The organism is Phreatobacter aquiterrae (assembly GCF_053471285.1).
The window spans coordinates 96,509-109,306 of the sequence record NZ_JBJPHW010000001.1 but is presented as its reverse complement, the minus strand read 5'-3'; the positions used below and the strand labels follow the sequence as shown (position 1 = coordinate 109,306).

General features: G+C 68.8%; 11 protein-coding genes. 4 read left to right on the top strand and 7 right to left on the bottom strand.

All coding sequences use genetic code 11. The features are described from left to right. Positions 1–28: 28 nt before the first annotated feature. The 6 genes from ACJ4V0_RS00510 to ACJ4V0_RS00485 form a co-directional block, all read right to left on the bottom strand. Entirely contained in the window at positions 29–385 is a 357-nt protein-coding gene (locus ACJ4V0_RS00510; protein WP_448297581.1) for a winged helix-turn-helix domain-containing protein, read from the bottom strand. Positions 386–549: 164 nt separating this feature from the next. Continuing rightward, on the bottom strand, positions 550–3,729 hold the full coding sequence (locus tag ACJ4V0_RS00505) for an efflux RND transporter permease subunit (RefSeq protein ID WP_448297580.1): 3,180 nt from the start codon (positions 3,727–3,729) through the stop codon (positions 550–552). Positions 3,730–3,741: 12 nt separating this feature from the next. Continuing rightward, on the bottom strand, positions 3,742–4,899 hold the full coding sequence (locus ACJ4V0_RS00500) for an efflux RND transporter periplasmic adaptor subunit (protein WP_448297579.1): 1,158 nt from the start codon (positions 4,897–4,899) through the stop codon (positions 3,742–3,744). Then, on the bottom strand, positions 4,896–5,522 hold the full coding sequence (locus ACJ4V0_RS00495) for a TetR/AcrR family transcriptional regulator (protein ID WP_448297578.1): 627 nt from the start codon (positions 5,520–5,522) through the stop codon (positions 4,896–4,898). Before ACJ4V0_RS00495 ends, ACJ4V0_RS00500 begins: the two co-directional genes overlap by 4 nt. Before the next feature lie 315 nt (positions 5,523–5,837). Next, positions 5,838–6,371 (bottom strand): cytochrome b, encoded by a 534-nt coding sequence (locus tag ACJ4V0_RS00490; RefSeq protein ID WP_448297577.1) that lies wholly within the window; start codon positions 6,369–6,371, stop codon positions 5,838–5,840. 33 nt (positions 6,372–6,404) lie between these two features. Then, positions 6,405–7,100, bottom strand: a complete 696-nt coding sequence (locus ACJ4V0_RS00485) for a VIT1/CCC1 transporter family protein (RefSeq protein ID WP_448297576.1) — start codon at positions 7,098–7,100, stop codon at positions 6,405–6,407. Positions 7,101–7,302: 202 nt separating this feature from the next. Here ACJ4V0_RS00485 and ACJ4V0_RS00480 point away from each other — a divergent pair, with 202 nt between their 5' ends. Beyond that, positions 7,303–7,629, top strand: a complete 327-nt coding sequence (locus ACJ4V0_RS00480) for a ComEA family DNA-binding protein (RefSeq protein ID WP_448297575.1) — start codon at positions 7,303–7,305, stop codon at positions 7,627–7,629. 262 nt (positions 7,630–7,891) lie between these two features. Here ACJ4V0_RS00480 and argE read toward each other — a convergent pair whose 3' ends face one another. After that, complete coding sequence (gene argE, locus ACJ4V0_RS00475; RefSeq protein ID WP_448297574.1) at positions 7,892–9,118, bottom strand: acetylornithine deacetylase; 1,227 nt, start codon at positions 9,116–9,118, stop codon at positions 7,892–7,894. A 119-nt stretch (positions 9,119–9,237) separates the two neighbouring features. Here argE and ACJ4V0_RS00470 point away from each other — a divergent pair, with 119 nt between their 5' ends. From ACJ4V0_RS00470 to ACJ4V0_RS00460, 3 genes are read left to right on the top strand one after another with little or no spacing between them, the layout of a single operon-like run. Beyond that, entirely contained in the window at positions 9,238–10,401 is a 1,164-nt protein-coding gene (locus ACJ4V0_RS00470) for a M20 aminoacylase family protein (protein WP_448297573.1), read from the top strand. 24 nt (positions 10,402–10,425) lie between these two features. Next, positions 10,426–11,589 carry a M20 aminoacylase family protein gene (locus ACJ4V0_RS00465; RefSeq protein ID WP_448297572.1) on the top strand — a complete coding sequence of 388 codons (1,164 nt, stop codon included), beginning with the start codon at positions 10,426–10,428 and terminating at the stop codon, positions 11,587–11,589. A gap of 40 nt (positions 11,590–11,629) precedes the next feature. Then, on the top strand, positions 11,630–12,796 hold the full coding sequence (locus ACJ4V0_RS00460) for a M20 aminoacylase family protein (protein ID WP_448297571.1): 1,167 nt from the start codon (positions 11,630–11,632) through the stop codon (positions 12,794–12,796). Positions 12,797–12,798 lie beyond the last annotated feature (2 nt).

Here is a 12,798-nt window from a genome sequence, read left to right as displayed (position 1 = left end):
GGCTATATCGCTGGCGTCGCTCGCCCTGTCAATCGCCGGACGGACGGAACAGGCGCGCAAGCGTTGCGGCCTCTTCGGCGCCATGGGTCCTGAGCTTGTTCTCCATCGCGCGGAAGGCCGCGAGAACTTCGATCCCGGTCCCGGTCAACTCCGCGCCGCCGCCGGCGCGCCCGCCCTTGGTCGATGTCACCAGCGGAGCGACGAACATGGCGTTCATCGTCTCGACCAGCATCCAGGCGCGCTTGTAGCTCATGCCCATGCGCCGGCCGGCGGCGGCGATGGAGCCGGTGTCGCGGATGCCCTCGAGCAGGTCGGCCTTGCCGGGACCGAGCCTGACGCCCGGGGCGAAATCGACGCGCAGGGTGATGAGGGGCGTGGTGGCCAAGGCGGTCTCGTTGCGTGACGTGGAGCGGGCCGACCCTAGCGAGGGCGAAGCCGTCTGTCAGCCAGCCGGACAAAGGAAGAGCCCGGCGCCCACGGGGGCGGACCCGAGGGCACCGGGCTCCCGCGCCGTCCCGGGGCTTTGGGACCCCGGGAGGCGTGTCGGGTCTATTCGGCCGCGACGCGGATGGGCCGCGGCGCCTCGCCGGCCGGCGCGGCGTCCGCCGGCAGCAGCAGCGGCGGTGCGCCGTGACCCGCATGTGCGGCCTCAGCGTCGTCGGGTTCGTCGGCAGGACCGACGAAGCGGCCGAAGATCCATCCGAAGACGCGACCGACATCGTCCATCACCGTGTAGAACGACGGCACGAAGACGAGGCTGAGCATGGTCGAGACGATCAGGCCGCCGATCACCGCGATGGCCATCGGGGCGCGGAACTCGCCGCCGTCGCCAGAGCCGAGCGCCGGCGGAATCATGCCGGCGCCCATGGCGAGGGTCGTCATGATGATCGGACGGGCCCGCTTGCGGCCGGCATCGAGAATGGCCTCGCGGCGCGGCATGCCCTCGCGCGACTTCTCGACGGCGAAGTCGACCAGCATGATGGCGTTCTTCGTGACGATGCCCATCAGCATGAGGATGCCGATGACCACCGGCATGGAGATGGCGTTGTTGGTCAGCAGCAGCGCGATGATGACGCCGCCCAGCGACAGCGGCAGCGACATCAGGATGGTCAGCGGCTGGAACACGGAGTGGAACAGCAGCACAAGAACGCCGAGCACCATGAGCAGGCCCGTGCCCATCGCCATGGCGAAGCCCTGGAAGACCTCCTGCATCACCTCGGCGTCGCCGCCGCGCTGGAAGGAGACGCCTGCGGGGAGATTGCGCGCCGACGGCAGCGCGAAGACCTTCTCCAGCGCCGGGCCGATCTCCATCCCGCCGCCAAGGTCGGTGCCGATATTGACGCGGCGAACCCGGTTATAGCGCTCGATGGACGATGGGCCCTGGCCGAAGGTGATGTCCGCCACCGCGGTCAGCGGCACCTGCTGGTTGGTCGCCGTGGTCACCGTCAGCGCCGAGAGCAGGTCGAGTTCGGCGCGCGCATCCGTGTCCAGCTGGACGCGGATGGGCACGAGCCGGTCACCGGCGTTGAACTTGGCGAGGTTGGCGGCCACGTCGCCGATGGTCGCGACACGCACCGTCTCCGAGATCTGGTCGGTGGTGACGCCGTAGCGGGCAGCCTCGTCCGCCTTCGGCACGACGCGGATTTCCGGGCGCTCGAGGCCGGCGGTCGCCGCGACGTTCACGAAGCCGGGGATCTGCCGCATCTCGGCCTCCAGCCGGGAGACGGCGAGCGACAGGTTCCGCTCGTCATGGCCGCGCACGATGATCGACAGTTCCCGCTCGCCGCGGTCGTTGACGTACCAGGCGCGGATGTCGGGGATCTGGGTGAACAGCGGCGAGGTCACCTGCTGGATCTGGCGCTGGCTGCGATCGCGCTTCGTCTTGTGGATGAGGCGGACGATGACGGTGGCGCGCCTGACCTCGAGCGTGCCGACCGGGTTGGAGCCGCCGATGACGAGGACCGATTCCACTTCCGGAATGGTCTTGCGGATCAGCTTGGCGAGGCGGTCGGAACGCTCGCGCGTGTCGTCCAGGTTGGAGCCCGGCGGCAGTTCCATCGAGATGACGAAGCGCGCCTCGTCGGGGAAGGGAATGAAGCCGGTGGGAAGGAACTTCACCGCCCAGATGGACAGGGCGAAGACACCGATGCCGGCGAGCAGCGTGAGATAGCGGAAGCGGATCGTGCCCGAGAGGAAGCGCAGGTAGGAGCGCATCAAGAGGCCGTCCTTCGGCTCCTTGTGGGCGTGCGGCCTGAGGAAATAGGCCGCCAGCATGGGCGTGACGAGGCGCGCCACAAGCAGCGAGAACAGGACGGCGATGGCCACCACGAGGCCGAACTGCTTGAAGTACTGCCCGGCGATGCCGCCCATGAAGGAGACCGGCGCGAAGACCGCGACGATGGTCAGCGAGATGGCGATGACCGCGAGGCCGATCTCGTCGGCCGCCTCCATGGAGGCGCGGTAGGGCGATTTGCCCATCTTCATGTGCCGGACGATGTTCTCGATCTCGACGATGGCGTCATCCACGAGGATGCCCGTCACCAGGATCACCGCCAGCAGCGAGACGAGGTTCATCGAGAAGCCGAGCATGTCCATCACCCAGAAGGTCGGGATGATGGACAGCGGCAACGCCACCGCCGAGATGACCGTGGCGCGGAAGTCGCGCAGGAACAGGAAGACGACAATGACGGTGAGGAGCGCGCCCTCCATCAGCATCGTCATGGCCGAGGTGTGGTTGCCGGCCGTGTAGTTCACCGAATTGTCGATCTCGGCGAAGGCGATCGCCGGATGGGCGGCGCGCAGCTCGTCGATCTTGGCGCGCGCCAGCGCCGCGACGCGCACGTCCGAGGCGCCCTTGGAGCGGAACACCTGGAAGGCGACCGTCGGCGTCTCGCCGTTCAGCCGGGTGAAGCTCTTCGGCTCCTCGTAGAGGTCGGTGACGGTGCCGAGATCGGACAGCCGCACCTCGCGGCCGCCGGGAAGCACGATCTTCGTGGCGGCGAGTTCCTCGACGGTCTGCGCGCCGGCCAGCGTCCGGATGGACTGCTGCTGGCCGCCGACATCGCCGCGGCCGCCGGCAAGGTCCACGTTGGTGGCGCGCAGCTGGCGATTGACGTCACCGGCGGTGAGGCCGAGGGCCATCAGGCGGTTCGGGTCGAGGGCGACGCGGATCTCGCGCAGCACGCCGCCGTTGCGGCTGATGCGGCCGATGCCGCGCAGGCCCTGGAGTTCGCGCTTCACCGTGTCGTCGACGAACCAGGACAGTTGCTCCATCGTCATCGACGAGGCGGCGACCGCCACCGTCATGATCGGCTGGTTCTCGACGTCCAGCCTCTCGATGATCGGCTCGTCGATGCCGCGCGGCAGGTCGGCTCGGATCTTGGCGATGGCGTCCTTGACGTCGTTCAGCGCGCGGTCGGTGTTCACCTCGAGGCGGAACTCGACGACGGTCGACGACTGGCCGTCGGTGAGGTTCGAGATGACGTTCTTGACGCCGGTGATGTTGGCGACCGCGTCCTCGACCTTCTTGGCGATCTGGCTCTCGAGTTCGGCGGGCGCAGCGCCCCCCTGCGTCACCCGGATCTGGATGAGCGGCACGTCGATGTTGGGAAAGCGCGTGATCGGCAGGTTGTTGTAGCTCATCCAGCCGAGGAAGCAGAGCACGATGAACAGCACGATCGAGGGGACCGGCTGGCGGATCGAATAGGCGGAGACGTTGAAGGACGACATGGCGATCCCCCGTCAGCGGGCCTGGGCCAGGACCGGGGCCACCCGGTCGCCATGGCGGACGAAACTTCCAGAGACGGCGACGACCTGCTCGCCCTCGACGAGACCCTCGCGGATCTCGACGCGCCCCTGCACGCGCAGGCCGACGACGACCTTGCGCGTCTCCACGATGCCGTCCTTGACCACCTGCACCACGGGCGTGTCGCTGAACATGACGGCGGAGAGCGGCACGGTAAGGCCGGTGGCGCGGGCGACCTCGACGCTGGCGCGGCCGAAGGCGCCGAGCGGCGGACGCTCGGCTCCGGTCAGCGTGACGCGGACGCGGCCGAGACGGTTGGTGCGGTTCACCTCCGGAGCGACGAGGCGGACCGTGCCGGCGAGAGGCGCGGTGAAGCCGGCGGCCTCGACGGCGGCCGGCTGGCCCGGCCGCATCTGGGCGAGCGTCGCCTCGGGCACGTCGGCTTCCAGCTCCACCTCGGATTCGGCGATGATGCGGAACAGCGGATCGCCGGCTGCTGCGGCCACGGCGCCGAGGCGGGCGCTGCGGCGCGAGATGGTGCCGCCGACCCTCGCCCGGATCTCGGTGCGCGAGATCCGCAGTTCGATGTCGCTGCGCTGGGCGCGGGCGAGCGCCAGATCCGCCTCGGCGAGCGCGAGGGCGTTGGTCGCCGAGTCCAGCCGCGCCGCACTCGCGCGGGCGGCGTTGGTGCGCTGGTCGAGGGCATCGGCGGTGGCGGCGCCGCTCTGCTGCAGCTGGCGGGTGCGCTGCAACTGCTGGTCGGCGAGGGTGCGGGCGGAGGTCGCCTCCGCGATGGAGGCCCTGGCCTGCGCGATGGCGGCCTCGGCGCGGTTGATCTGCGCGCCGTTCTGAACGAGCTGGACGTCGAGCTGTTCGCGGTTGAGGCGGGCGAGCACCTGGCCGGCAGTGACCTTGTCGCCCTCCTCCGCAAGGATCGCGACAATCGTCAGGCCGTCGATCTCGGGAGAGACCATGACCTCGTCGCGCGCCACGAAGGAGCCGGTGGCGATCCTCGTCTCGCGCAGCTCGGAGCGCGTCACGGGAGCCACGGTGACCGAGGGCGCCGCGGTCTGGGCGGCGAGAGGCCCGACGGACAGCGCGCCCAGGACGAGCGTTGCGGCGAGCAGAAGACGGGGGGGAACGGGGGCGATCATGGCGTCGTCACGCTAGCAGGAGACGGTGAGCGGGGTGGCAGCAGCATGCCGCGGAGGATGTCGAACATCATCGCGACGTGGGGAGTCGGATCGAAGGCGGTGTCGCGGGCCCGGCGCAGCATGAGCCCGTCGGCGAAGGTGATGAGGAACTGCACGGCACGGTCGATATCGGCGGCGGGAGCGGTCTGGCCGCGGTCCCGCGCCAGCTCGAGCGCGAACCGCAGCTTCTGCTCGATGAACCCGTCGATCTTTGTACGCAGGGCGGCGATCTGTGGATTGCGCGCCACTTCCGACATCGTCTCGACCCAGAGCTGGCAGCTCTCGCGCGGCTCCTCGACCATGTGGAAGCGGGCGAGTGCCTCGAAGGCGGCCCAGATGTCGGGCGCTTCGGCGAGCATGGCGAAGCCATCACCAACCTCGGCGAAATCCCTCTCGCACAGTCCCTCGATCATCGCTTCCTTGGACGGGAAGTAGCGGTAGAGATTGCCGGGGCTCATGCCCGCCTCGGCGCAGATCTCGCTCATCGAGGCGCCATGGAAGCCGGAACGCACGAAGCAGCGCTCGGCGGCATCGAGGATGGCCGACTGCTTGTCGGTGCGCTGTACGGTGTCGATCCGCGGCATGGGATGCGTGGTCCTCGGGGCCGGATCGCATTAGGGGCTTTTGTTGCAACGCGCAACAGGAAAGAGAACGAACGTTCATTTTTATATAACATTCATTGAAACATATGCGCCGGTGGCCGGACGGAAAACAGCGGTGGCCGGGAGAGGCGGGGGACCCAGTCCCGCCTTCCCGGCCGCCGTCGCGTCAGTCCGGCCGAACCCGTCGGGGGCGATGCGGGGGGCCTTTCTGCGAGACACCCGGATCATGCCCCCGATGAGGGCCGGACGATGTGACGGCCGTCACGAAATGGACGATCGCCGCCACGCCACGGGAGGCTACCGGGTTCGCGGCAGCATCCGCATGAGGACATTGTCGCGCAGCAGGACATGGTGGGCGATGGCGGCGGCGGCGTGAGCACCGGCGAGGACGACCAGAAGGTGAGCACCGGCCTCATGCAGCTTGTCGAGGCTCTTGCCCAGGGCACGGTCGGCGGCCCAGGGCGAGGCGAGTTCGGTCAGGCCGAAGACCGGGATGCCACGGCCCTTCGCCCACATGGCGGCGACACCCAGCACCGGCACGGCGAGGACGGCGACGTAGAGGGCGATATGCGTCAGCTTTGCCGCGAGGGCCAAGCCGGCCGGTCCGGGAGCCTCCGGAATGGGCTTGCGAAAGCCGCGCCAGATCATGCGCAGCACCGTGCCGGCGATGACCGTCAGCCCGATGGACGTGTGCAGCATCAGCGCGAGGGTGCGGGGTTCGCCGCGCGGCAGTTCCTCGCGCAGGAGCCCCAGCGCGTAGGTCGCGATGACGAGGATCGCCATCAGCCAGTGCAAAGCGATCGTGATGCCGTCATAGCGTTCGTCGGTCATGGTGCAGTTCCGTTGGTCGAGGATGGTCCGATGTCAGATGGCCCGGCCGATCACCGCGCCGATGGCGGCCGTGGTCGCCATGGCGAGGGCGCCCCAGAAGGCGACGCGCAGCGTCGGCCGGACGATGGCCGCGCCGCCGAGCCGGGCGCCGAGAGCCCCGAGAACCGCGAGGCAGACGAGCGTGACCAGCGGGATGCCGATCGCCGTGAGGCGGGACGGGAGGATCAGGGCCGTCGCCACGGGCAGCATCGCTCCCACCGCGAAGGTCGCCGCCGACGTGAGGGCGGCCTCAACCGGGCGGGCGGCAGCCGTCGCGGTGATGCCCAGCTCGTCGCGGGCATGCGCGCCCAGCGCATCCTTTTGCATCAACTGCTCGGCGACCTGGCGCGCCAGCCCCTCCTCGACGCCGCGGTCGACATAGATCCGGGTCAGCTCATCGCGTTCGAACTCGGGCTGGTGCGCGAGTTCGTGTCGCTCCCGCGCGATGTCCGCCTGCTCCGTATCGGCCTGCGAACTGACCGAGACATATTCGCCCGCGGCCATGGACATCGCGCCGGCGACGAGGCCCGCAACGCCGGCCACGATCACCTCGTTCGGCGACGTCGCGGCACTGGCGATACCGACCATCAGGCTGGCGGTGGAGATGAGCCCGTCGTTCGCCCCGAGGACGGCGGCCCTCAGCCAGCCGATCCTGTCGACGACATGCGTTTCGCCATGCAAGCGGCTCATGGTGGCCTCCTTCGATTGCTTTGTTTAGAATTATTCTAAGATATGTCCAGCATCTTTGGTGGGCGGCGGGTAGAACTTTCTGCCCATGCCTGCCGTCCGGGGCCTTGAGACCGCCACAGCAAGGTGATCGCCTGACGCCTCGTCAGGCTCCCGGCGGGCGATTCGCCGCCGCAACGGCCGGACGCAACGGAGGACGATGCCCATGTTCAAGACCCTGCTCCTCGCCGCCGCCCTCGGCCTCGCCGGGACGGCCGCCATGGCCCAGACCGCGACGCAGCCCGCCACCCGCCCGGCGCCACCTGCCGCAACCGCGCCGGCTCCCGCGGCAACACCGGCGGCGGCTCTCATCGACATCAATTCGGCGACCGAGGCCGAGCTTCGCGTGCTGACGGGCATCGGCGAGGCAAGGGCCCGCGCGATCATCGCCGGCCGCCCCTATCGCGGCAAGGACGAGCTTGTCCGCAAGAACATCATCCCGCAGGGTGTCTATGACGGCATCCAGGCCCGCATCATCGCCCGCCAGCGCTGATTGCCGGGCATCGCGCCGTCCGCGCCGAAAGGCGCGGACGGTGCCGCCGTGGTCGACTGTTTCCTGCACAAGCCCGAGTGCGTCCTTCGAGGCTCGCCATCGCTATGGCTCGCGCCTCAGGATGAGGATGTATGAGATTGGCATCTGGCTTAGTCGGCACGCGTCGGGCAAGTCCCATTGGGGCGCGGCGCAGGACACACCCCTGCTCATCCTGAGGCGCGAGCCATAGCGCGATGCGAACGCATTTCGCGTTCGCTCGATGCTATGGCGAGCCTCGAAGGACGCAATTGCTGCTTGCAGGGCGCCTGGTGCCCGATAGGGCCCCTAAGGCCGAACACTCGCGGATGATCCCGGCGAGGAAGGCATCGCATTTGGCGAGTTCGGAGACCTCGACCCACTCGTCCGGCTGGTGCGCCTGGGCGATGTCGCCCGGACCGCAGATGACCGTGGAAATGCCGGCCGCCTGGAACAGTCCGGCCTCGGCGCCATAGGGCACCACCTGGATGCCGTTGTCGCCGGTCAGGCGGCGCGCGATGCGCTCGGCCTCGCCGTCCTCCTCGCGCACCAGCGGCTCGCCGCCGACGCGATACGTGATCTTCACGCCGGCATCGGGATGAACCGCCTTCATCGCCGGCTCGATCTCGCGACGGACATAGTCCTCGTACTCGCGCACATAGCGCATGCCGTCGTCGCCGGGCACGACTCGGATGCCCGTGACGAAATGGGCGTCGAGGGCGGTGATGTTGTGCGCCGTTCCGCCGTGGATCGTGCCGACATGCAACATGGTCCAGCCCGGATCGAAATAGGGCGCGCCGCCGGTCGCCTCGGCCTCGGCCCTGTTCCTGAGGTCGCGCTCCTCGATCCAGGTCACCAGACGCGCCGCGACGAAGACCGCGGAGACCCCGTGATAGCGGTTGGAGGAATGGACCTCGTGGCCGCGCACATGGGTGTCGATGCGCATGTAGCCCTTGTGGCCGGTGACGACCTTCATCCGGCTCGGCTCGCCGACGATGCAGACGGAGGGCCGCGTCCACTCCTTGCCGAGACGCGCGATGAGGGCGCGGGCGCCGTCCATGCGGATTTCCTCATCCGCGGTCAGGCAGATGTGGATAGGACGCTTCAGGTCGGCGGCGACCATGGCCGGCACGGCGGCGAGCACGCAGGCGTCGAAACCCTTCATGTCGCAGGAGCCGCGGCCGTAGAGGCGGTCGCCCTTCGCCGTCAGGGTGAAGGGGTCGGTCGTCCAGGGCTGGCCCTCCACCGGCACCACATCGAGGTGGCCCGAGAGAACGATGCCGCCGTCGACCCGCGGACCGATCGTCGCCCAGATGTTGGCGTTGCGCCCGTCCGGCTGGGGGACGACCTCATAGGCGACGCCATGCGCCGTCAGATACTCGCCGATGAAGGCGACGAGATCGAGGTTCGTGGCGTCGGAGACGGAGGGGAAAGCGACGAGGCGCTCGAGCAGTTCGATGCTGGTCAGGTTCATCCCACGCAGGGAGCCGATGGGAGCCATGCGCGTCAAGAGGACAAGATGGCATGGCAGACCGGTTGACCGGCGCGCGCGCGTCCGGTTGTCTGCACCTCTTCCTCCTACTGGACGCATCCATGCCCATCGTGAACCGGATTGCCGGGCTGCATGACGAAGCCACCGCGTGGCGCCGCGATTTCCACCAACATCCCGAACTGCAGTTCGACCTGCCGCGCACCTCGGCCATCGTCGCCGAGCGGCTGAGGGAGTTCGGCTGCGACGAGGTCGTCACCGGCATCGGCCGCACCGGCGTGGTTGGCATCATCCGTGGGACGAGAAACACCTCCGGCAGGGTGATCGGCCTCAGGTCCGACATGGACGCACTGCCGCTGACCGAGATCACCGGCCTGCCGCACGCCTCCATCGTGCCCGGCAAGATGCACGCCTGCGGCCATGACGGCCACATGGCCATGCTGCTCGGCGCCGGGAAATATCTCGCCGAGACGCGCAACTTCGACGGCACGGTGGCGCTGATCTTCCAGCCGGCGGAAGAGGGCGGCGGCGGCGCCCGCGAGATGGTGGCCGACGGCCTGATGGAGCGCTTCAGCATCCAGGAGGTCTATGGCATGCACAACGGCATCGATCCGGCCGGCACCTTCTCGGTCAGGACGGGGGCGACCAGCGCTGCGGCCGACAAGATCCACATCCTCGTCGAGGGCAAGGGCGGCCATGCCGCCAAGCCCCATCTGGCCGTCGACACGATCCTCGTCGCGGCGCAGATCGTCATCGCCGTGCAGTCGGTCGTCGCGCGCAACGTCGACCCGCTCGGTTCGGCCGTGGTCTCCATCTGCGCCTTCAACGCCGGCCACGCCAACAACGTCATCCCGCAGACGGCGGAACTGCTCGGCACGGTGCGGACCCTGTCGAAGGACATCCAGGCGCTGGTCGAGACGCGGCTGCGCGAAGTCGTCGAGAAGACCGCCGAGGCCTATGGCGCGAAGGCGACCTTCACCTATATCCACGGCTGCCCGATGGTGGTGAACCATGCGGCCGAGTCCGACCATGCCGCGGCGGTGGCCGCCTCGATCGTCGGCGCGGAGCACGTGCGCCGCGACAAGCCGCCCTCCATGGGCTCGGAGGACTTCTCCTTCATGCTGGAGGAGCGGCCGGGCTGCATGATCGGCATCGGCCAGGGCGGCGAATACGGCGTCCATCACCCGGCCTACGACTTCAACGACGAGATCCTGCCCCTCGGCATGAGCTACTGGGCGCGCCTCGTCGAAACCCGCATGCCGGCCTGACCGCCGCGCCCTGGAGGCCCCCGCGTGCCGATCGTCAACCGCATCGCCGCACTGCATGAGGAGGTTGCCGGCTGGCGGCAGGATTTCCATCGCCATCCGGAGCTCAACTTCGACCTGCCGCGGACCTCGGCCATCGTCGCGGACAGGCTGCGCGAGTTCGGCTGCGACGAGGTGGTGACGGGCATCGGCCAGACCGGGGTTGTCGGCATCATCCGCGGGTCGAAGACCGGTTCGGGCCGCGTCATCGGCCTCAGGTCCGACATGGACGCCCTGCCCATCCACGAGACCAGCGGCGCGCCGCATGCCTCCACCGTGCCCGGCAAGATGCACGCCTGCGGCCATGACGGGCACATGGCCATGCTGCTCGGCGCGGCGAAGTATCTCGCCGAGACGCGCAACTTCGACGGCACCGTCGTGCTGATCTTCCAGCCCGACGAGGAGGGCGGCCACGGCGCCCGCGCCATGATCGCCGACGACCTGATGGACCGCTTCGGCATCCAGGAGGTCTATGGGATGCACAACAGCCAGGACCCGGTCGGCACAATCTCGGTGATCTCCGGCGCGGCCAGCGCGGCGGTCGACTGGATCCACATCGCCATCGAGGGCAAGGGGGGACACGCGGCACGGCCGCACATGTCGGTCGACGCCCTGCTGGTGGCCGCGCATGTCATCGCCGCCACGCAATCGGTCGTGGCGCGGAGCGCCGACCCGCTGCAGAGCGCGGTCGTCTCGCTCTGCGCCGTGGAAGCCGGCTCGGTGTTCAACGTCATCCCGCAGACGGCGGAGCTGCGCGGCACGGTGCGCACCCTGTCGAAGGCGACGCAGGACCTCGTCGAGGCGCGGCTGAGGCAGGTTGTCGAAGGCGTCGCCGCAACCTTCGGCGCGACCGCCACCCTCACCTACAACCGGGCCTGCCCGAGCGTGATGAACACGGCGGCCGAATGCGGTCGTGCCGCGCTCGCTGCAAGCTCCGTGCTCGGCGAGGCGGGCGTGTGGCGCGACGTGGAGCCGGCCATGGGCGGCGAGGACTTCGCCTTCATGCTGGAGGAGCGGCCGGGCTGCATGATCGGCATCGGCCAGGGCGGCGCGTACGGCCTCCACCACCCCTCCTACGACTTCAACGACGCGATCCTGCCCGTCGGCATGAGCTATTGGGCGAGGCTCGTCGAAACCCGGCTGCCAAGCTGATACAAGGCCCACACGGCCCTGCCCTTTCCGGAGACACCCCATGCCGATCGTCAACCGCATTTCCGCCCTGCACGAGGAGGTCACCGCCTGGCGCCGCGACCTGCACGAGAACCCCGAACTGATGTTCGACGTGCACCGCACCGCCGGCATCGTCGCGGAGAAGCTGAAGGAGTTCGGCTGCGACGAGGTCGTCACCGGCATCGGCAAGACCGGCGTCGTCGGCATCATCAAGGGCCGCAACACCGGCTCGGGCAAGGTGGTGGGCCTGCGCGCCGACATGGACGCGCTGCCACTGACCGAGATCACCGGCCTGCCGCATGCCTCGAAGGTGCCGGGCAAGATGCACGCCTGCGGCCATGACGGTCACACCGCCATGCTGCTCGGCGCCGCCAAGTACCTCGCCGAGACGCGCAACTTCGACGGTACGGTGGCGGTGATCTTCCAGCCGGCCGAGGAGGGCGGCGGCGGCGGCCGCGAGATGGTCAATGACGGCATGATGGACCGCTTCGGCATCCAGGAGGTCTATGGCATGCACAACGCGCCGGGCCTGCCGGTGGGCAAGTTCGCCCTGCGCCCGGGGCCGCTGATGGCGGCTGCCGACCGCATCCAGATCGACGTCGAGGGCAAGGGCGGCCATGCCGCGAAGCCGCACCTCGCGGTCGACACGATCCTGATCGCCACGCAAATCGTCAACAACGTCCAGTCGATCGTCTCGCGCAACGTCGACCCGCTCGGCAATGCGGTGGTCTCCATCTGCGCCTTCAATGCCGGCTTCACCGACAACGTCATTCCGCAGACGGCGACGCTGCTCGGCACGGTGCGCACCCTCACCCCGGAGATGCGCGACCTCGTCGAGAAGCGCCTGCACCAGATCGTCGAGGGCACCGCCGCCATGTATGGCGGCACGGCAAAGCTCACCTACTATCGCGACTATCCGGTGACGAGGAACCACGCCGAGAATGCCATCTTCGCCGGCGATGCGGCGGCGGCCGTGGTCGGCGACGACGGCGTCAACCGCGACACCGTCCCGGTGATGGGCGGCGAGGACTTCTCCTTCATGCTGGAGGCGCGCCCCGGCGCCTTCATCTTCATCGGCCAGGGCGACACCGCCTCCGTCCACCATCCGGCCTATGACTTCAACGACGAGATCATCCCGATCGGCATGAGCTACTGGGCGAAGATCGTCGAAAGCCGCATGCCGGCCTGACG